This window comes from Micromonospora sp. L5 (assembly GCF_000177655.2).
Lineage (GTDB): Bacteria > Actinomycetota > Actinomycetes > Mycobacteriales > Micromonosporaceae > Micromonospora > Micromonospora aurantiaca.
The window spans coordinates 4,845,319-4,866,353 of record NC_014815.1; the positions used below are offsets into that span (position 1 = coordinate 4,845,319).

Sequence of the window (21,035 nt, forward strand, 5' to 3'; positions counted from 1 at the left end):
CCCCCGCCCCTGCGCCCAGTCCCGCACCGTCAGAGGAGAGGTCCCACAGTGACCGAGTTCGCCCTCGACGCACCGGTCCTGGTCCGGCCGTACACCGCCCGCAGAGACGGTGACTTCGCCGTGATCGGTGACGACAGTCGTCAGGTCTACCTGTCCATCCCGGCCGAGGGCCTCGACCTGCTGGAGTGGCTGCGCGACGGCGCCACAGTCGGTGAGGCCGTCCGCCGCTTCGAGGCGACGCACGAGGCGTCACCGGACGCCGACGCGTTCCTCCAGGCGCTGGCCGACGAGGGGTTCCTCGCCCCGGCCGGCGCGCACGACCCGCCACCGGACGCCGAACCGGCCCGGCCGCCACGCCCCGGACACCTGGAGTGGCTGTCCCCGCAGGCCGCGCGGCGCCTGCTGAGCCGGCCCGTGCTCGCCGTCTGCGGAGTGGTCGTCGGAGTCGCGGTCGCGATGGCCGTCGACCGGCCCGGGCTGGTGCCCGGGCCGTCCAGCCTCATGTTCCACTCCCACTTCTGGGCCTACCTGCTGGTCGTCCTGGGCATCGCGGTGATCGGCGTGTGGCTGCACGAGCTGGCCCACGTCGTGGGGGCGCGCGCCGCCGGCACGTCGGCCCGCATGACTGTCGGCAACCAGATGTACGCCATCGTCGCGCAGACCGACCTGTCCGGCATGTGGATGGCGTCCAAGCGGGAGCGCTTCGTCGCGGTGCTGGTCGGGCCGCTCGTCGACGTGATCGGCGCGGCGCTGCTGTTCATCACGCTGTGGCTGAACGACGTCGGCGTCCTCGGGCTGCCGGAGCCGGTGCGGCTGGTGGTGGCCGGCGTGCTGTTCACGTCGTTCATCCGGCTGCTCTGGCAGACGTTCCTGTTCCTGCGTACCGACTTCTACTACCTGATCACGACCGCGCTGGACACCCGGAGCCTGATGGCCGACACCGGCGCCTACCTGCGCAACCTCGTCCGGCGGGTGCTGCGCCGCCGGCTCATCGACCAGTCCGGGGTCGGGCGCGGCGAGATGCGCACCATCCGGATCTACGCGGTCGTCTGGGTCCTGGGCCGCGTCGTGGCCCTGGCCGTCCTGTTCACCGCGACCATCCCGCTGCTGTGGTTCTACCTGGTCCGGGTCGTCGCCTTCTTCCGCGGCGACGAGATGACCGGCCAGTTCACCTGGGCCGACGTGCTCGCGCTGGCGATGCTGTCGTTCCTGCTCGACGGCGGCGGCACCCTGATGTGGCTGCGGTCGCTGCGACGCTCCAGCCGGCTGCGCCGCCGCGCGCCGGACCGCGTCCTGGTGGAGTAGGCCCTCCCACGGACGACGACTCCGCCCGATGGCACGGGGCGGAGTCGTCGTCCGGCGGGAAGCGGGCGTCTCAGCGCCCGGCGGACCTGCGGAACTGGGCGATCGCCAGGGGGATCGACAGGGCCAGCAGAGCACCGATCCACAGCGCGGAGGCGGCGACCGGGTGCTGCAGTGGCCAGACGTCCGGCGCGGTGGACGGGTCGACGTTGCCGAACTGGACCCGGACCGCCTGGACGATCGCCGAGACCGGGTTCCACTCGGCGACCGGTTGCAGGACGCCCGGCATGGAGTCGATCGGCACGTAGGCGTTGGAGAGGAAGCCCAGCGGGATGGCGATGGTGAAGCCGGTGCTGCTGACCGCCTCCGGCGCCCGGGACGCCAGCCCCACCACGGCCATCAGCCACGACAGCGCGTACGCGAACGCCAGCAGGATCAGGAACCCCAGCGCCGCCTCGGGCACCGACGTGCGGCTGCGCCACCCGACGACCAGGCCGAGCAGCGCGGTGACGGTGATGACCACTCCGCTGTTCACCAGGTCGCTCGTGGTGCGGCCGACGAGCACCGCGGACCGGGAGATGGGCATCGACATCAGCCGGTCGACGATGCCGTTGCGCAGGTCGGCGGCGATCGCGGTGCCGGTGTTGACGGCGCCGAAGAGGACCGCCTGCACGAAGATGCCGCCGAGCAGGTACTCGCGGTACGGCACCCCCTGCGCGTCGATCGCGCCGCCGACGATGAAGCCGAACAGCAACGTCATCATCGCCGGCGCGATGGCCGCGTTGAGCAGCATCTCCGGTACGCGCAGGATCATCCGCAGGTTGCGCTTCGCGACGACGACGCCCTCACCGAAGGCCAGTACGACGGCGTTCACTGCTTCTCCTCCACGGTCTCCTTGGCGGGCTCGTCGCCGGTCCGCCGGCCGGGGCCGGTGAGGGCGAGGAAGACGTCGTCCAGCGTCGCCGTGCGCAGCGCGGCGTCCCGGACCGGGATGCCGGCCTGGCGCAGCAGCCGCGCGCCGGCCAGGAGCGTGTCCACGCCGTCGCCGGCCGGCACGGAGATCCGGCCGGCGGCCTCGTCCACGCTGGCCGGTCCGGTGCCGAGCGAGGTGAGCACCGCCTGTGCGGCGGTCAGGTCGGCGTCCGGCCCGACCGTGATCTCCAGGCTGGTGCCGGAGACCCGCCGCTTCAGCTCGTCCGGCGTGCCGCCGGCGACCACCCGGCCGTGGTCGATCACCACGATCTGGTCGGCCAGCCGGTCGGCCTCCTCGAGGTACTGGGTGGTCAGCAGCAGCGTCATGCCGCCGGAGACCAGCTCACCGATGGTGTCCCACAGCGCCGTCCGGCTCCGGGTGTCCAGGCCGGTGGTCGGCTCGTCCAGGAACAGCACCCGCGGCGTACGGATCAGCGCGGCGGCCAGGTCGAGGCGCCGCCGCATGCCGCCGGAGTACTCCTTCGCCCGGCGGCCCGCGGCGTCCACGAGGTCGAAGCGTTGCAGCAGCTCGTCGGCACGCTGCCGGCTCTGCCGGGAGCCCAGGTGCAGCAGCCGGCCCAGCATCTCCAGGTTCTCGAACCCGGAGAGGTTCTCGTCGACGGCGGCGTGCTGCCCGGACAGGCTGATCACCCGGCGTACCTCGGCGGCCTGGGTGACCACGTCGAACCCGGCCACCTCGGCCCGGCCGCCGGTCGGGGCGAGCAGTGTGGTGAGCAGCCGGACGGCGGTGCTCTTGCCCGCGCCGTTCGGCCCGAGGATCCCGGTGATGGTGCCCTCCGGCACCACCAGGTCCAGGCCGTCCAGCGCGGTCACCTTGTCGAACTGTCTGCGTAGCCCGTCAGCGACGATGGCGTTCGCCACGTCGTCTCCTCCCTCTGCGGTTCGGTCGGGATGCTCACCGGCCGGCCGGCCGAACCGCAGTGGGAGCCGGTCGCGCCGGCCCGGTCAGAACTCGACCGTGAGCGCGGTCAGCCCGCGCAGCGTGAGCCCGGGCCGCCAGGGCGTCTCGTCGAGGCGCTCCGCCGGGCGCAGGTCGGGCATCCGGGCGAGCAGCGTGGTGATGGCGACCTGCCCCTCGACGCGGGCCAGCGGCGCGCCCAGGCACATGTGGGCGCCCCGGCCGAAGGCGAGGTGCCGGTTCGCGGTCCGCTCGATGTCGAGCCGGTCCGGCTCCGAGTAGCGGCCCGGATCGCGGTCGGCGGCCGCGAGGACGCCGATCACCATCTCGCCGCGGCTGATCGGCACGCCGCCGATCTCGGTGTCCTCGGCGGCGAACCGCGGGAAGCTGATCTCGATCGGGCCGTGGTAGCGCAGCATCTCCTCGACGGCGCCCGGCGCCAGCTCGGGCTTGTCGCGCAGCAGCCGCAACTGGTCGGGGTTGCGGAACAGCGCCAGGACCATGTTGCCGATCAGGTGCTGCGTGGTGCCGAGGCCGCCGACCACGAGCAGCGCCACCATCTTCAGCAACTCGTCGTCGCTCATCCGCTCGCCGTCGGCCTCGGCCAGGGCCATCCCGGAGATCAGGTCGTCGCCGGGCTCGGCGCGCTTGCGCTGGATCAGCGCGTCCAGGTAGCGCACGAACTCCTCGATCTCCGCCATCACCTGGGCCGGGTCCATGCCCTGCGGCGCGGACTGCGCGGAGGTCGGGTCCAGCGACAGCAGCAGCTCGGACCAGAGCCGGAACCGGTCCCGGTCGGCGCGGGGGATGCCCAGCATGTCGGACATGACGGTGAGCGGCAGCGGCACCGCGAAGTCCTCGACCAGGTCGAAGGTCCGCCCCTCGCGTTCGAGCAGCCCGTCGACGAGCTGGTCGGTGATCTGCTGGACGCCGGGGCGCAGCCGTTCGACGTACTGCGGCGTGAACGCCTGCTGCACCAGCCGGCGCTGGCGGGTGTGCTCGGGCGGGTCGACGCTGCCCATGCTGCCGCCGAGCAGCCGTACCACCGCCTCGGGCAGCGCCGGCGCCTCCATGCCCTCGGGCATCACTGTCGGGCTGGTCTTGAACCGGTGGTAGTCGGTGAGGAAGCTGGTGCACTCGTCGTAGCCGGTGACCAGCCAGACGTCCTGGCCGGTGGGCATCCGGACCCGGGAGACCGGGTTGGCGTCGCGGAGGGCGGCGTAGGTGTCGTAGGCCGTCTCCCGTGCGGCGGGCGACATCAGGTCCGGTTGTTCGGAGGTCGTCACGTCGGCGTCCCCTCTCCAGCGTTCGGCCGCACCGGTCGGCGCCGGCTCCGGATGAGCATTTCCGGGCCTTGGCGACACCTCTGCTCAGAGTTGAGCACCGGCCACCCTGCGCACTACTGCGCAGACGTCACCGGCCCTCTTCCGGTGGACTGCGTGCTGTTGTCCTGGTTCCCTTCGATGACGGAGCGCCGACGCATGGACCTCGAAACCACGGAGACCGAACGCCTGCGCACGCTGGACCAGCAGCGCGTGTGGCACCCGTACACCCCCACCGACGCCTACCTCAACGCCAAGCCCCTGGTGATCACCCACGGCGAGGGTGTCTACCTGGTCGACAGCGACGGCAACCGCTATCTCGACGCGGGCTCCTCGCTGGGCGTGAACATCCACGGCCACCAACGTCGGGAACTGAACGAGGCGCTGGCCGCGCAGGCGGCGAAGATCGCGCACACCACGCTCTACGGGATGACCCACCCGGGCGCCGCGGAACTCGCCGACCGGCTGGTCCGGCTCGCCCCGGAGGGCATCGACAAGGTGCTGTTCCTGGAGTCCGGCTCCAGCGCCGTGGAGACGGCGATGAAGATGGCGTACTCCTACTGGGTCTTCAAGGGATCGCCGCAGCGCAACAAGTTCGTGTCCATGGGCGGGGCCTTCCACGGCGACACCATCGGCGCGCTGTCGGTGGGCCAGATGACGATCCTGAAGAACTTCTACCAGCCGCTGCTGCGCGAGACCAGCTCGTTCGCCCAGCCGTACGCGTACCGCTGCGGGTTGTGCAACAACAACTGCAACCTGGCCTGCGCGGATACGCTGGAGGAGGTGCTGGAGCGCGAGGGCGACGAGGTCGCCGCCGTGCTCGTGGAGCCGCGCGTGCAGAACGTCAGCGGCATGATCGTGGCGCGCGACGGTCACCTGGCCCGGGTCGCCGAGATCGCCCGCCGCTACGGCGTCCTGCTCATCGCCGACGAGCTGGGTGTGGGCTTCGGCCGTACCGGCCCGATGTTCGCCTGCCAGGCCGACGGCGTGTCGCCCGACATCCTCTGCGTCGGCAAGGGCCTGACCGGTGGGTACATGCCGTTGACGGCGACGATGGCGTCGGCGGAGGTGTTCGACGCGTTCCGCGGTGACGGCAAGATGCTGCTGTCCGGGCACACGTTCTCCGGCAACCCGCTCGCCGTCGCCGTGGCGCTGGCGAGCCTGGACCTGTTCGAGAAGGACGACCTGATCCGGCACGGCCAGGCGCAGGCCGTGGTCCTGGCCGAGGAACTGGACAAGTTCCGCAGCGTGGCGCACGTCGGCGACGTCCGGCAGTGCGGCCTGCTGGCCGCCGTCGAGCTGGTGGCCGACGTGGAGACGCGCGAGCCGTTCCCGATGGAGCTGGGCGTCGCGACGCGCATCACCGAGCGGTGCCGGGAACTCGGCATGATCATCCACTCGGCGCCGAGCGACACCATCGTGATCGTGCCGCCGCTGGTGATGACCGAGGAGGAACTGCGCACGATGGCGCGGATCCTGCTCCAGGCGACGCAGGAGGTCGTGGCCTCACTGCCGGCCTGAGCGCGGAGAAACGGGAACGGGACGGGCGAGAGGCCCGTCCCGTTCCGTCGTCTCCGGACCGCCCTCAGGACCGCCTCCGGACCGCCTCAGGACCGCACGGCGAGATCGGCCAGCAGCGCCTCGGCCAGCTCGGCGGGCGGGCCGGCCAGGTAGAAGTGCCCGCCGCTGAACACGCGCAGGCTGAAGCCGGCCGACGTGACGTCGGCCCAGGAACGCATCTCCACCACGTCGACCTCCGGGTCGGCGTCCCCGGTGAACGCCGACACGGGACAGCGCAGCGGCGGGCCGGGCAACTGCCGGTACGTCTCGTTGACCGCGAAGTCGGCGCGCAGCCCCGGCAGGAACAACGCCATCAGGTCGTGCCGGCGCAGCACCTCGTCCGGCGTGCCACCGAGCGCCGCGACCGCGGGCAGGAACTCGTCCGCGCCGAGCGTGTGCCGGTCCGGCCGGCGGGCGGGCAGGTGCGGCGCGCGCCGGCCGGAGACGAACAGCCGTGCCGGGCCGCCGCCCGGACCGGCGGACAGCCGCCGGGCGGTCTCGTAGGCGACCACCGCGCCCATGCTGTGGCCGAACAACGCGTACGGGCGGTCCGCGTGCGCGCTGATCGCGGCGGCCAGCGGGGGCACGAGGTGGTCGATGCTGGTGTACGGCGGCTCCCGCAGGCGGGACTCCCGGCCGGGCAGCACGACCGGGCAGACGCCCAGGTACGGCTCCAGCGCGGCGCGCCACGGCCGGAAGAACGAGCCGCCGCCCCCGGCGTGCGGGACGCAGTACAGCAGCATCGGAGCGTCCCGGTCGGCCGGGCCCTTGATCCACTGGTTGCTCATCGTTCCTCCTCGTCGGACCGCAGCACCACGTGCCCCACAGTGCCGGTGGCGCCGACCGCGGTGACGAGCGCGCGCAGCGGGACGCCGGTCCACGGCTCGGGCCGGCGCACGAACCGCACCGGCAGCGCGTCGAGGTCGACGAGCGGGTGGGGCGTCTCCGCCAGCAGGGTCGGTACGAGCCGGCGGTGCCGCAGCTGGAGGAGCACCTTGGTCAACTGCGCGAGCCCGGATGCGGCCTCCGCGTGGCCCAGGTTCGGCTTGAGGGTGCCGATCGGCACGCGTACCCCCTCGGGACCGGGCGCGGCGGCGGCCAGGAACCGGCCCACGGCCTCGATCTCGGCGGCGTCGGACAGGGCGGCGCCGGAGGCCGCGCACTCGACGTATCCGATGTCGGCGGCGGTGAGCCCGGCCCGGCTCACCGCCTCGGCGAGCGACCCGGCGAGGGTGGCCGCGTCGGGCGTGCCGAAGCGGCTCGTCGCGCCGCTGTGCCCCACCCAGGTGCTCTCCACCACGGCGTCGACGCGGTCGCGGTCCCGGCGCGCGTCGCCGAGCCGGCGCAGCAGCAGGGCGCCGGCGCCCTCGCCGGGCGACCAGCCGGCGGCGGCGGCGTCCAGTGCCGGGTGCGGCGTCTCGGCGACCAGGCCCAGCCCGCGCAGCACCGCCACGTGGTACGGGTGCGCCAGCAGGTTGACCGCGCCGACCACAGCCGCGTCGCAGTCGCCCCGGTCGAGGCTCTCGGCCGCCTGGCGCAGGGCGGTGAGCGCCGAGGAACAGGAGGTGTCCACGGCGACACTCGGGCCGCGGAAGTCGAAGGTGTGGGAGATCCGGTTGGCGATCTCGGAGCCGGTGCCGGAGATCCGGGCCGGGTCGCCGTCGCGCCACCGGTCGGTGCCGGCGAGGCGGTGGTCGTGCCACATCACACCGACGAAGACACCGACCCGGCCGAGGGACGCCGGGGTGTGGCCGGCGTCCTCCAGGCACGCCCACACCACTTCGAGCAGTACGCGTACCTGCGGGTCGAGGACGGCGGCCTCGGCCGGCGCGATCCCGAAGGCCATGCTGTCGAACGTCTCCAGGCCGGACAGGTAGCCGCCGGCCGGTCCGGATCCCCGCCCGGGCGGGGGCGGCGTGATCGCGCAGTGGCCGGCGTCGAGGTTGCGCCAGAGCGTACCGACGTCGTCCGCGCCGGGGTAGCGGCCGGCCACCCCGACCACGGCGATCTCGCGCGGCCCGGCGACGGACGGCGGACCGGCGGCGGGGGTGCCGGGCGTCTCGGCCTCGTCGTCGCGCGTCACCGGACCGCACAGGAACGCCTGCTGGAACACGTGGCCGTCGTCCAGCCGCAACGCGGCGCGGACCGGTGCCTCGGCGACCGCGCCGACCGGGCACAGCCCCAGCCCGTGGTCGGCCTGGGCGCCCATCAGCACCTGGCCGAGGTAGCCGGCCTCCAGCGCGAGGTACCGGTCGGCGTCGTCGCCGTAGAGCGGGCGGATCGCCCGCGCCTGCCCGACGAGGAGGAGCTGGAACGCCGCCCGGTCGTACACCGGCCGGTTGTAGACGAAGTGCGCGGTGCGGTCCAGGGCTGATCCGTCGCCGATGCGGCGCAGCGTGTGTTCGTCGGGGTGGTGGTAGTAGACGCCGGCCGGCAGCCCGGTGACCCGGTCGCCGGGCACGTGGACGTAGACCTGCACGCCGTAGGTGTCGCCGGCCGACGGGTACAGCCGCCGCGTCCGGTCGCCGTCGGACAGTGGACGCAGCAGGCTCAGCAGGTCCGCCACAGTGGACAGCGGCACGGGCCGGTCGAGGAAGTCGCGGCGCGAGGCCCGCCGCCGGTACCGCCGTGGCGCGGGGCGTTCCCCGGGCAGCGGCACGGCCTCGCCGTCGTCGCGCAGGTCGAGTCGGGCCGCGGCGAAGGCGGACCGTTCGGTGGGGGAGAGCACGTCGACCGTCCGCGGAGGCGGCGCGACGGCCGGGGACGGGTCCGCGGGTACGGGCGCGGGCGTGCCGGGCGACAGGTGCGCGGCGATGCCGTCGATCGTCGGGTTCTCCAGCAGCGCCGCCACCGGCACCCGCGTGCCGAGACGCTCGTGCAGCCGGGCCGAGACCTGGACCATGGTGAACGACGTGGCGCCCTGGTCCCACAGGTCGGCCGCGGGGTCGACGGTCTCGCCGAGCAGTTCGCCGAACAGTTCCGTGAGCACCTGACGGACACCGGGCTCGTGCGGAGCGTCCGCCGGTCCCGGCGGGTCCGGCGGCCCGACCGGCGACGTGACCGGCGGCAGCGGCCACGGCAGCCGGGCGCGGTCCAGCTTGCCGTTGTCGGTGGCGGGGAACTGCTCCAGCACGGCCAGATGGCTCGGCACCATGTAGTCGGGCAGCGTCTCGGCGGCGAAGGCCCGCAGGTCGCGGACGGCCGGTGCGGCGCCACCGGAGGACAGCAGGTACGCCACCAGCTTGCGTTCGCCGCCCTCCTCACGGGCCACCACCACCGCGTCCTTGACGCCCGGATGGCCGCGCAGCCGGTGCTCGATCTCGCCGAGTTCGACCCGGAACCCGCGGATCTTCACCTGGTGGTCGGCCCGGCCCAGGAAGGTCAGGTTGCCGTCCGGCAGGAACGCCGCCCGGTCGCCGGTGCGGTACATCCGGTCGCCGGGCGGCCCGAACGGGCACGGCACGAACCGGTCCTCGGTGAGGTCCGGCCGGTTGTGGTAACCGGCGCTGAGCACCTCCCCGGCGATGTAGAGGTCGCCCTCGACGCCGGGCCGGCACGGGCGCCGGTCGTCGTCCAGGACGTAGTAGCGGGCGTTGTCGATCGGCCGGCCGTAGGGGATGCTGCGCCACCCGGGCTCGACGGTCCCGACGCGGTACCAGTTCGACCACACGGTGGCCTCGGTCGCCCCGCCGAGGTTGACGATCTCGGCGGCGGTGAAACAGGCCCGCAGCTCGTCGGGCAGGGACAGCGGCGTGTGGTCACCGCTGAGGAACACCAGCCGCAGGTCGGTCGTGCCGGGCCGGCCGCGGTGCGCGGCGGTCAGCGGTACGACGTGCGCCAGGGTGGTCGGCGCGGAGTTCCAGAACGTGACCGGCTCCCGCAGCAGGACGTCCAGCAGCAGCGCCGGGTCCTTCTGCTGCTCGGAGTCGGCCACGTAGATCGAGGCGCCGTAGCCGAGCAGCCCGAGGATGTCGAACACGGACAGGTCGAAGCCGAGCGACGTCACACACAGCCCGGTGTCCTCCGGTCCGAAGCGGAACGTCCGGCGCGCCCAGTGCAGGAGGTTGTGCACGGCCCGGTGGGTGACCGCGACCCCCTTGGGCCGGCCGGTGCTGCCCGAGGTGAAGATGACGTACGCGAGGTCGTCCTCGCCGGTGCACGGCTCCGGATCCGGCACCGCTGCGGAACCCACCCGGTCGGCGTGGACCACGGCGACCCCGTCCGGCCGTCCCGGCGCCGGCAGGTCCAGGTCGCTCGTCGTGACGAGCGCGACCGCGCCCGCGTCGGCGAGCATCAGCGCGGCGCGCGCCGGCGGCAGCGACGGCTCCACCGGCAGGTAGGCGCCACCGGCCTTGAGCACGCCGTACACGGCGGCGACCATGAGCGGCCCCCGGGCGACGCTGATCCCGACCACGGACCCGGCGCCGACGCCCGCGGCGCGCAGCCGGACCGCGATCCGGTTCGCCACCGCGTTCAGCTCACCGAAGGACGTGGTCCCGTCGCGCCCGCGTACGGCCACCGCCTCGGGCCGGGTCCGGGCCTGGGCCTCGAACAGCAGGTGCACCGGCCCGGCGTGCGGGAACTCGACGGCGGTGTCGTTCCACCCGTACACGACGTCGCTGAGGTCGGCCAGTTCGGCCAGCGCCGACCGGTACGCGTCGAAGATCCGGTCCAGGTCGTCGTCGCCGATCGCACCCTCGGTGGCGTCCCAGAACAGCCGCAGCGTGTCGTCGCCCTCGTCGATCGCGATGCAGTCCAGCGCCACGTCGGGCGTGCACGTCAGCCACGGGCCGGCTGTCACGCCGTCCGGCAGCGGCACGTCGCCGAGTTCGAGCAGCCCGGTGCACACGACCGGGTACCCGGCGCCGCCGTCGCGCATCCGCCGCAGCACCAGCCGCCGCAGCTCGGCCAGGCCGGAGGCGCCGTCCGCCGCCGCGTCGGCGGTGATCTGCCGGTCGTAGCGCCCGGCGAGGTCGAGCAGGCCCTCGCCCGGTTCGCCGGCGGCCAGCCAGCTCAGCGCGGTCAGTTCGGCGGGCCGGAACGGCTCGGACCGGGACGTCCAGCGCACCAGCGGCACCGCGAAGCGGTCGCGGTGGCAGGTGCCGATCGCTGTGGTGAGCGCGGCCATGAGCAGCGCGTCGAGGGCGAGGCCGCGTTCCCGGGCCAGCCGCCGGATCCGCGTCCAGCCCGGCACCCGGGCGGTACGCCGCCGCCGTGGCCCGGTGCGCGCCTCGACCGGCGGGCCGGGCGGAAGGTCGGCCAGGCGGTCCTGCCAGTACCGGCGGGCGTGCGGGTCCGGTGCCGCCTGCGGTGCGCGGGGCGGCCCGGCCACCGGCGTGCCCGGCTCGGCGTAGCGGCGCATCAGCTCGCGCAGCAGCAGGTGGATGCTGCGGCCGTCGGCCACCAGCAGGTCCAGCGCCACGTGCACGGTGGCGCCGCCTGCCTCGTCCACCTGGACGCGCAGCTCACCCTGGGGGAGCCGGCCGAGCGGGAAGGCCCGGCCCACCATGTCCCGCTGCACCGCGTCGGGCGACGGCACGCCGCCCGGTGCGTCCGGCACGGTCACCGGGATGTGCCACCGGTCCGGCACGTCGTCGCAGGTGACGAGCCGTCCGTCCGGGGTGACGACGGTCCGCAGCGGCTCGTGCGCGGCGAGCAGACCCAGCCAGGCCGCCTCCAGCCGGGGCAGGTCGAGCCGGTCGACGGCGAAGGCGTGCACCACCTGGCAGCCGCTCCACGGGCCGGTGCCGCCCGTGGTCCGGGCCACGAAGTACGCCTGCTGGAGGTCGTTCAGGGGCCGGCCGGCGTCGTCGGGGACGGGCCGCAGCCAGCGCAGCGTGTTGACGAACCAGGCGAAGGTCGCGGCGACCACGCCCGGGCCGAAGGCGTCCTCCGCGACGTCCCACCGCACGCGCAGTTCGCCGTCGCGCTCGCCGATCTGCGCGTCGAGCGTGACGCCAGTGGTCTGGCTGACCGCGTACCGGCCGTCGGCGCCGGTCCCGCCCACGTCGAGCAGGCTGGTGAACACCACCGGCAGCTGCGCCGGGACCGGCAGCCGGCGGGACCGCAGCTCACGGAGCGCGGCCACACCGGGCACGTCGGCGTGCTCGAGGTCGCGGCGCAGCCGGTCGTGGACCGCCCGGGCGGCCTCGGCGAACGGCCGCCCGGTCGTCGCCTCGGCGACGAACACGGTGGTCGAGGTGAACGGCCCGGGCACACCCGCCGCCTCGGCGGGCAGCCAGAGCCGGCTGTTCGTGGTCAGCACGAGCGAGAACGCCGCGTCGGCGCCGGCCCGCCGCAGTGCCTCGGTGAAGGCGGTGAGCACCACAGCGGTCGGTGAGACGCCGAGATCGCCCGCGTACGCGGTCACCGCGGCCCACTCGCGTCGCGTCAGCGCCGCCGTGTACGGCACCCGCACCGGGCCGGGCTCCACGCCGGAGGTGGGCAGGGCGGGTCCGGGCGGCAGGTCGCGCAGCGCGTCGGCCCAGTACTCCAGGCCGGCGCGGTACCCGTCGCCGTCGCGGTGGGCGGCGAGGGCCACGCCGAGATCCCGCAGGCCGGCGCCGGGGGCGGGCAGCTCGCGCCCGGGGTCGTCGTGGAGCGCCCGGAGCTGCCCGACGAGCAGCTCCAGCCCGGCGCCGTCGACGATCGCCGCGTCGACGCTGAGGTGCAGCACGCCGCCGCCGTCCGGGGCCCGGGACACCTCGACCGTCCACAACGGCTCGTCGGCCGGGCCGTAGGAGTGGTGGGAGAGGCGCCGGCGTACGTCCTCGGCGTCGTCGCCGACCGGCATGGTCCAGTCCGGCGGCCGCTCGGCCACCCGCTGGCGCCCGTCGGGGGTCAGCACGAGCCGCAGCGCCTCGTGGTGCCCGACGAGCCGCCCCCACGCCGTACGCAGGCGGTCCACGTCCAGGTCGGGGAGGTCGTACTCGCGGTAGAGGTGGCAGCCGGGCAGACCGGTCGCCTTGGCCAGCAGGTACCCCTCCTGGAGCGGGGTGAGCGGGAACGGTTCGTGCCGCCGCCCGGGCTCGGGGCGTACGTCGGGACGCAGCCCCGCGCCGGCGGGCGCGGCGTGGGCGGCCAGCTCGGCCAGCTCCCGGGCGGTGGCGCAGCGGCGCAGCGCGTCGGTCGGCAGCTCGGTGCCGAACGCGGCGCCGACCTCCAGCAGCAGCCGCGCGGCGGCGAGGGAACCGAGTCCCAGGTCGCCCAGGGCCGTGTCGGCGTCCGCTGTGACCCCGGCCGGCAGCACGCCCGACAGGACGTCCAGGACGATCTCCACGCGGTCCGGGATGGCGGTCTGCTCGTTCATGCGCTCCCCGCTCCGAAGGCCGGCGTTCGCCGCAACCTAAGCGGCGCCGGACCGGACGTGCTGCTCAACTCTGGGCAGCACGTCCGTCCGGCGGGCCGGACAGTCCAAGTCGTGTCCTTACGACCGAAGTCCGCCTGGGTGTTCCCGGGGCAGGGCGCGCAGCGCCGGGGCATGGGCGGTGACCTGTTCGACCGCTTCCCGGACGAGTGCGCCGCCGCCGACCGGATCATCGGCGTACCGGTGACCCGGCTGTGCCGGGACGACGACCTGCTCGGCGACACCCGGTACGCCCAGCCGGCGCTGTTCGTCGTCGGCGCGCTGGCCTACCTGGCGGCACGCGACGAGGAGCCGCCGCCGGACTACCTCGCCGGGCACAGCCTCGGCGAGTACGCGGCGCTGTTCGCGGCCGGCTGCCTGGACTTCGAGGAGGCGCTGCGCCTGGTGTGCCGCCGCGGCGAGATCATGGCCCGGGCGGCCGGCGGCGGCATGCTCGCCGTCCTCGGTGAACGGCTGGACCGGCTGCCCGGGGTACTCGCCGACGCCGGTGTCGACGACGTGGACGTGGCCAACGACAACGCCGACGGCCAGGTGACGCTCTCCGGCCCGCGCGAGTCGCTGTCGGCGGCGGCGCGGGCGGTCACCGGCGCCGGTCTGGGCCGATGCGTCCCGCTTCCGGTGGCCGCCGCGTTCCACTCGCGGTACATGCGCGCCGCGGCGGGCGAGTTCGCCGATGTGCTGTCGCAGGTCCGCTTCGCGCCGCCGCGGGTGCCGGTGATCTCCAACGTGACCGCCCGGCCGCACGACCCGCTGCTGCTGCCCGACCTGCTCGCCGTGCAGCTGCGTCGCCCGGTGCGGTGGCGCGAGACCATGGCGTATCTGGTCGGCCGCGGCGTGCGCACGGTGCGCGAGCTGGGTCCGGGCCGTGTGCTGACGGACCTGTTCCGTCCGGTGCTCGCGGCGGCGCCGGCCGTGCCGGACGGCGGCGATCCGGGACCGGCTGCGCTCGGCTGTCAGCGGTTCCGCGCCGACTACGGCGTCACGTGGTCCTACCTCGCCGGCTCGATGTACCGCGGGATCAGCTCGGTGGCGATGGTCGCCCGCCTGGGCAAGGCGGGCCTGCTCGGCTTCTTCGGCGCGGGCGGCTTCGACCGCGACGAGGTCGAGGCGGTCCTGCGCTCGCTCACGGCGGATCCCGGTCCGGGCCGCTTCGGCATGAACCTGCTGGCGATGCCGGACAACCCGGCGCTGGAGTCGGCGCTGGCGGAGCTGTACGTCCGGCACGACGTCCGCTACGTCGAGGCGGCCGGGTACACAGGGGTCACCGCGGCCCTGGTGCGGTTCCGCTTCGCCGGCGCGCACCTGAGCGCCGACGGCACCCCGGTCGCCGTCCGGCACGTCGTGGCGAAGGTGTCCCGGCCCGAGGTCGCGGCCGCGTTCCTGGCCCCGCCGCCGCCGGCGATGCTCGCCGCTCTCGTGGCCGAGGGCGCGCTGTCCGCCGGGGAGGCAGCCGCGGCGGCGCGGCTGCCGGTGAGCGGCGACCTGTGCGCCGAGGCCGACTCGGCCGGGCACACCGACGCGCGGTCCCCGTTCAGCCTCGTGCCGGACCTCGCCCTGCTGCGCGACGCGGAGATGCTCCGGCACCGCTACCACGAACGGATCCGGGTCGGCGCCGCGGGCGGCCTGGGCACCCCGGAGGCGGTCGCCGCGGCGTTCGTGCTCGGCGCCGACTTCGTGGTCACCGGGTCGATCAACCAGGCCACGCCCGAGGCCGGGACGTCACCCGAGGTCAAGGACCTGCTGGCAGGCGCCGGGATCCAGGACACGGCGTACGCGCCGGCCGGTGACACGTTCGAGTTCGGCTCCCGCGTGCAGGTGCTGCGCCGCGGCACGATGTTCGCGGCGCGGGCCACCCAGCTGCTCCAGCTCTACCACCGCTACGACACCTGGGACGAGGTGCCCGCCGCGATCCGCGACGCCGTGGAACGGACCACCTTCCGCCGGCCGTTCGCGCAGGTGTGGCGGGAGACCGAGCGGCACTACCGGGACACCGGCCGGGCCGCGGAGGTGGAGCGCGCCGGCCCGCGACGGCGGATGGCACTGGCGTTCAAGTGGTACTTCGCCCACGCCACGGAGGTGGCGCTGCGCGGCGACACCACCGAACGGGCGAACTTCCAGGTCCACACCGGACCGGCGATGGGCGCCTTCAACAGGTACGTGCGCGGCACCGAACTGGCCGACTGGCGGCTGCGGCACGTCGACGTCATAGCCGAACTGCTGATGCGCGGGGCGGCCGACGTCCTGCGCCGGCACTGTCCGCCGGTGGCCATTAGTGAGCAGAGCCGCTGGTCCGATGCTGACTAGCGTGTCCGGGCGCCCACCGAACCAGCCGAAGCGAAGGAGTCTCCGATGACCACCACATCGAGTCCGCCGTTCGTGTTGCCGACCGCCCAGGCCCAGACCTCGATCGACCGGGCCGCGATCCTGCACTCGGGCAACGCCGGCGTGATCGTCGAACGGGTCGGTCAGTTGCGTGCCGAGTTCCGCTCCGAGGCCCGGCAGTTCGCCCGGGAGCTGTCGGAGTACCTCAACACCAACTACGCCGGCATCATCACGGTGTTCGTCTACGAGGAGACCTTCGGCACGAAGGACCGCCTCCACTGGCTGATGCACCTGAAGTCGCTGCACGCGTACGAGACGCTGATCGAGATGGGCAGCCGCGACGCCGGCTGGCGGGACATCATCATGCGCCAGCGCATCGACCCCGCGCGCGGCGGCGGCACGTGGGACCGGATGTTCCTCGACGGCGACCTGCACGAGACGGTGCTCATCCCGTCGGCCTTCGGCATGTACGGCACGTCGGACGAGACGCCGGACTCGGTGCGGACCACCGAGGGCGCCGCCACGTTCACCGTACCCACCGCGCAGCTCCAGACCGACGTGCCGGTCGAGGACCAGCTCAACTCCGCCACCTGCGGCATCCTCATGCACCGCACCGGCGAGCTGCGCTACGAGTTCCGGGCCGAGGGGCGCGCGTTCGCCCGGGCGCTGTGCGAGAGCTGGAACCGGGCGCTCGCCGGCCACGCCACCATCTACCTGTACGAGGAGGCGTTCGGCCGGTCCGACCGCATCCACCACTTCATCCACCTGAAGTCGCTCAGCTCGTACTACACGCTGATGGGCGTCCGCGCGATGAGCGACCCGGCCACCCGCGAGGTGTTCACCCGCCAGTGGATCCCGGAGGAGAAGGGCGGCGGCGGCTGGGAACGGATGTTCGTCCAGTCCAGCCTGTCCGACCTGTCGCTCACGCCCCAGCACTGGGGCATGTACGCCACCAAGACGGAGCGGTGACCGATGCCCGTGACTGACTGCCTGCACACGATCTTCTCCCGGCGGGCGGCGGAACAGCCGCACCGGATCGCGGTGACCTGCGGCGACCACCGGCTGTCCTACAGCGAGCTGGACCGCCTGTCCGGTGAGCTGGCCGAGCGGCTGCGCGGGTACGGGGTCGGCCCCGGCGTCCACGTCGGGGTGTGCGTGGACCGCTCGGTCGACCTGGTCGTGTGCGTCCTGGCGGTGGTGAAGGCGGGCGGCGCCTACGTGCCGGTGGACGCCGAGCATCCGGCCGCGCGGGTCGCGGCCGTGCTGGCCGGCAGCCGGGTTCCGGTGACGGTGGCGGTGACCCGTACCGCCGACTCGCTCGCGGAGTGGTCGGGTCCGGTGCTGTGGGCCGACGACAGCGAGGACGACGACGACACCGACGACGAGGACGGCGAGGGCACGGCCGCCGAGGCCGCGGCCGGTGCCGGCCCGGCGGACCGGGCGGTCGGCGCGGACGCGGTACGGGAGCCCGCCGGTGAGGCCGGGCCGGACGACCCCGCGTACGTCATCCACACGTCGGGCTCCACCGGGGCGCCGAAGGGCGTGGAGGTGTCGCACCGCAGCGTCGTGGCGCTGCTCGAGCACGGCGCGGAGCGCTTCGGCTTCGGCGGCGACGACACGTGGACGCTGTTCCACTCGATCGGCTTCGACTTCTCCGTCTGGGAGCTGTGGGGGGCGCTGCTGTCCGGCGGCCGGCTCGTCGTCGTACCGGGGCGCGTCGCCCGGACCCCGGCGCTGATGCTGGACCTGGTGCGGCGCGAACAGGTCACGGTGCTCAACCAGACCCCCTCGGCGTTCCGCCAGCTCGCCGCCGCCTACCTGGCCGACGAGGGCCCGGACGACCTGCGCCTGGTGGTGTTCGGCGGCGAGCGGCTCGACGTCGCGATGCTGGCGCCGTGGATCGCCCGGCGCGGCGACGACCGGCCGGAACTGGTCAACATGTACGGCATCACCGAGGTGACCGTGCACGCTACCGCCCGCCGGATCGTTGCGGCGGACCTCGACCGGCCGTCGGTGAGCCCGATCGGCCGGCCCCTGCCCGGCGTACGGATCGAGCTGCGCGACGAGACCGGTGCGCCGGTGCCGGACGGCACGCCGGGGGAGCTGTACGTGGCGGGCGCCGGGCTGGCGCGGGGCTACCTGCACCAGCCGGAGCTGACCGCCGAACGCTTCGCCGAGTCCGGCGGTGAACGCTGGTACCGCTCCGGGGACCGGGCCGTGCGGACCGACGGCGACCTGGTCTACCTCGGCCGGGTCGACAGGCAGTTGAAGGTCCGCGGCTACCGGATCGAGCCGGGCGAGGTGGAGGCGGCGGTCCTGGCACACCCCGGCGTCGGCACCGCGCTGGTGACCGCCCAGGACTTCGGCGAGGGCGACGTACGCCTGGTCGCCTACGTCGCGCCCCCGCCCGGCGCGGACCCGTCCGCGCTCACCGAGGCGGACCTCGCCGTGACCGTGGCGGACCTGCCCGGCTACCTGCGGCCGTCCCGCTTCCACGTGGTCGCCGACATCCCGCTCACCGTGCAGGGCAAAGCCGACGTGGCGGTCCTGGACCGCCTGGCCGAGCCGGCCGAGCAGGCCGAGCCGGCCGGCGACGACGCGGTGTCCGGGGTGAAGGCCATCGCCGACGAGGTGCTGCGGCGCGACGTGCCGGTGGACGGCGACCTGTTCGACCTGGGCGCCACGTCGCTGGCCCTGACCCGGATCGTGGCCATGGTGAACGACCGGTTCGGCATCGCGCTGACCGGCGCCGAGATGGAGGAGCCCACGGTCGGGTGCCTCGCCGAGGTGGTGGACGCGTCCCGACGCCACCATTCCCTGCAACAGGTAGGAGGATGACATGGAGGACGACTACACGCTCACCGACGAGGAGCTGGCCGACTTCCACCGCAACGGGTACTTCGGCCCGTTCCCGGTGTACGAGGTCGAGGAGATGCAGCGGCGGTGGCGGCGGGAACGGCTGCGCCTGCTGGACCGCTCGCACGCGGTCTACCAGGACGAGGCCGCGCTCTCCGGGAACACCAACATCTCCAACTACGACCGGCACCTGGACAACGAGTTCCTGGCCGACCACATCTGCCACCCGCGGATCGTCGACCGCGTCGTCAGCGTGCTCGGCCCGGACGTGCAGTGCTGGCGGTCGGAGTTCTTCCCCAAGTACCCGGGCGACGAGGGCACCGACTGGCACCAGGCCGACACGTTCGCCAACGCCTCCGGCAAGCCGCAGATCCTCTGGCCCGGCGACGCGAAGGACTTCGGCGGCACGATCACCGTCTGGACGGCCTTCACCGAGGCCAACGAGGAGACCGGGTGCCTCCAGTTCATCCCGGGCACCCACCGGACGATGTTCTACGACGAGACCAAGCGCATGCACTACGACCCGGCCTCCATCAACAGCACCGACAAGGACGGCGTACGCCGCGGGTTCTTCGGCTACGACTACCGCGAGCTGCAGATCGACCCGGACTGGAAGCCCGACGAGTCCAAGGCGGTGTCGATGGTGATGCGGCCCGGCGAGGCGATCATGTTCTGGTCGACGCTGATGCACGCGTCGCTGCCGCACGCGGGACGCACCGAGGAGATGCGGCTCGGCTTCGCCGGCCGGTACGTGCCGGTGTCGGTGGACGTCTACCCGGACACCGACGTCATCGAGGAGTACGGCGGCGCCGTGTCGCTGGACCGCTGGGGCTCGGTGCTCGTCGCGGGACACAACGGCAACCCGCACAACCGGATGGCGACCGAGACCACGCGCGGCCACCGGTTCACCCGGCGGGACCGCTCCGGGGCGCGGGTGTCACCGGCATGACCGTCTTCGAGGTCGTGAAGGCGAGCCTCGTCGAGGTCGTCCCGGACGTCGACCCGGCGAGCGTCACCGCCGGGCGCACGCTGAGCGACCTCGGCTGCACGAGCATCGACCGGGCCGAGGTCGTGACGCTGGCCATGGAGCGGCTCGGCATCGTGGTGCCGATCTCCGAGTTCCGCGACGTCAACGACCTCGACCGGATCGTCGAGCTGCTGCGGACGCACATGTGAGCACGGTCGCGGTGACCGGCACCGGGATCGTCTGCGCGATCGGTGCGGACGTCCCGTCGTTCACCACGGCGCTGCGGGCGGGCCGCAGCGGTGTCGTCGGCACCGCTGACGGCCTGGCCGCGCCGATCACCGGGTGGTCGTTCGACGACGCGGTGGCCGGCGTGCCCGAGCCGCTGCGCCGCCGGGCGGTCCGGGCCGCGGCGCGCGCGCCGCAGCCGGTGCGGGCCGCCGTCGCGGCGGCGCTCCAGGCGTGGACCGGGGCCGGCCTGCCCGGCGCCCGGATCCCCGGCGACCGGGTCGGGATCGTGGTGGCCGGGCACAACCTGACCGCGCGGTACACGCACGAGCTGTACCGGACCTGGCAGGAACGGCCGGCGTACCTGCCGGCGCGGTTCGCCCTGCACGTCCAGGACACCGACCACGTCGGGACGCTCAGCGAGGTGCTGTCCGCCACCGGCGAGGGTTTCACCGTCGGCGGGGCCTCGGCCAGCGGCAACGTCGGCATCGTGCACGCCGCCCGGCTGGTCGCCGCCGGCGCGGTGGACTGCTGCGTCCTGGTCGGCGCGGTCACCGAGCTGACACCGATGCACCACCGGGGTTTCGCGGTGCTCGGCGCGCTCGCCGAGCCGGGTGGCGACCCGGCCGCCGCCTGCCGGCCGTTCGACCACGACCGGCGCGGCTTCGTCCCCGGCGAGGCCGCCGCGGCGCTGGTGCTGGAACACCCGGCCGCCGCGGCCCGGCGCGGCGCGGCGGTCCTGGCGACGGTGGCCGGGTACGCCCTCGGCCTGGACGCCAACCGGCTCGCCGACCCCGACGCGGCCGGGCAGGCCCGCGTGATCCGGGCCGCCCTGGCCGCCGCGGGGCTGGCCCCGCACGAGGTGGACTACGTCAACGCCCACGCCACCGGTTCCCGGCTGGGCGACGAGACGGAACTCGCGTCGCTGCACGACGTGCTCGGCGCCGCCGCCGGCCGGCCGTGGGTGAACGCCACCAAGGCGCTGACCGGTCACTGCCTCGGCTCGGCCGGGGTGGTCGAGGCCGTCGCCACCGTCGCGCAGCTCACCGGCGGCTTCGTGCACCCCAACCCGAACCTGGCCCGACCGATCGATGCCCGGATCCGGTTCGCCGGCGCCGGGCCCGAGCCCGCCCGGCTGCGGTACGCGCTGTCCACCGGCTTCGGCTTCGGGGGCATCAACACGGCCGTGGTCCTCGCCCGTACCGTCGATGGAGGTTGAACGAT

Annotated in this window: 13 protein-coding genes; 8 read left to right on the plus strand and 5 right to left on the minus strand. The window is 74.1% G+C overall.

What is annotated here, in order from left to right:
* Positions 1-48: 48 nt before the first annotated feature.
* Entirely contained in the window at positions 49-1,305 is a 1,257-nt protein-coding gene (locus ML5_RS22540; RefSeq protein WP_013476302.1) for a hypothetical protein, read from the plus strand.
* 70 nt (positions 1,306-1,375) lie between these two features.
* On the opposite strand, the gene ML5_RS22545 is transcribed toward ML5_RS22540, so the two are convergent.
* The 3 genes from ML5_RS22545 to ML5_RS22555 all read right to left on the minus strand — a co-directional run bounded on the left by ML5_RS22545 (position 1,376) and on the right by ML5_RS22555 (position 4,479).
* On the minus strand, positions 1,376-2,176 hold the full coding sequence (locus ML5_RS22545) for an ABC transporter permease (protein ID WP_013476303.1): 801 nt from the start codon (positions 2,174-2,176) through the stop codon (positions 1,376-1,378).
* Positions 2,173-3,156 (minus strand): daunorubicin resistance protein DrrA family ABC transporter ATP-binding protein, encoded by a 984-nt coding sequence (locus ML5_RS22550; RefSeq protein ID WP_013476304.1) that lies wholly within the window; start codon positions 3,154-3,156, stop codon positions 2,173-2,175. The genes ML5_RS22545 and ML5_RS22550 overlap by 4 nt, the downstream gene beginning before the upstream one ends.
* 84 nt (positions 3,157-3,240) lie before the next feature.
* Positions 3,241-4,479 (minus strand): cytochrome P450, encoded by a 1,239-nt coding sequence (locus ML5_RS22555; protein WP_013476305.1) that lies wholly within the window; start codon positions 4,477-4,479, stop codon positions 3,241-3,243.
* A gap of 195 nt (positions 4,480-4,674) precedes the next feature.
* On the opposite strand from ML5_RS22555, the gene bioA reads away from it, so the two are divergent.
* Positions 4,675-6,036, plus strand: coding sequence for an adenosylmethionine--8-amino-7-oxononanoate transaminase (gene bioA / locus ML5_RS22560; protein WP_013287033.1), 1,362 nt, complete (start codon positions 4,675-4,677; stop codon positions 6,034-6,036).
* An 86-nt stretch (positions 6,037-6,122) separates the two neighbouring features.
* On the opposite strand, the gene ML5_RS22565 is transcribed toward bioA, so the two are convergent.
* Positions 6,123-6,863: a thioesterase II family protein gene (locus ML5_RS22565; protein ID WP_013287032.1), complete on the minus strand. Its 741-nt coding sequence runs from the start codon at positions 6,861-6,863 to the stop codon at positions 6,123-6,125.
* Positions 6,860-13,384 (minus strand): non-ribosomal peptide synthetase, encoded by a 6,525-nt coding sequence (locus ML5_RS22570; RefSeq protein ID WP_013476306.1) that lies wholly within the window; start codon positions 13,382-13,384, stop codon positions 6,860-6,862. The genes ML5_RS22565 and ML5_RS22570 overlap by 4 nt, the downstream gene beginning before the upstream one ends.
* A gap of 111 nt (positions 13,385-13,495) precedes the next feature.
* On the opposite strand from ML5_RS22570, the gene fabD reads away from it, so the two are divergent.
* Genes fabD through ML5_RS22600 form a run of 6 tightly spaced genes read left to right on the plus strand, consistent with a single transcriptional unit; the run spans position 13,496 to position 21,030 of the window.
* On the plus strand, positions 13,496-15,745 hold the full coding sequence (gene fabD / locus ML5_RS22575) for an ACP S-malonyltransferase (RefSeq protein ID WP_225319474.1): 2,250 nt from the start codon (positions 13,496-13,498) through the stop codon (positions 15,743-15,745).
* Positions 15,746-15,790: 45 nt separating this feature from the next.
* On the plus strand, positions 15,791-16,732 hold the full coding sequence (locus ML5_RS22580; RefSeq protein ID WP_013476308.1) for a DUF6039 family protein: 942 nt from the start codon (positions 15,791-15,793) through the stop codon (positions 16,730-16,732).
* Between the two features lie 3 nt (positions 16,733-16,735).
* The gene (locus ML5_RS22585; protein WP_013476309.1) at positions 16,736-18,601 is read left to right on the plus strand and encodes a non-ribosomal peptide synthetase; all 1,866 of its coding nucleotides are present in this window, start codon (positions 16,736-16,738) and stop codon (positions 18,599-18,601) included.
* Position 18,602: 1 nt separating this feature from the next.
* Positions 18,603-19,568 carry a chlorinating enzyme gene (locus tag ML5_RS22590; protein WP_013476310.1) on the plus strand — a complete coding sequence of 322 codons (966 nt, stop codon included), beginning with the start codon at positions 18,603-18,605 and terminating at the stop codon, positions 19,566-19,568.
* On the plus strand, positions 19,565-19,795 hold the full coding sequence (locus ML5_RS22595; protein WP_013287026.1) for a phosphopantetheine-binding protein: 231 nt from the start codon (positions 19,565-19,567) through the stop codon (positions 19,793-19,795). Before ML5_RS22590 ends, ML5_RS22595 begins: the two co-directional genes overlap by 4 nt.
* Positions 19,792-21,030: a beta-ketoacyl synthase N-terminal-like domain-containing protein gene (locus tag ML5_RS22600; protein ID WP_013476311.1), complete on the plus strand. Its 1,239-nt coding sequence runs from the start codon at positions 19,792-19,794 to the stop codon at positions 21,028-21,030. The genes ML5_RS22595 and ML5_RS22600 overlap by 4 nt, the downstream gene beginning before the upstream one ends.
* The last annotated feature ends 5 nt before the right edge of the window (positions 21,031-21,035 follow it).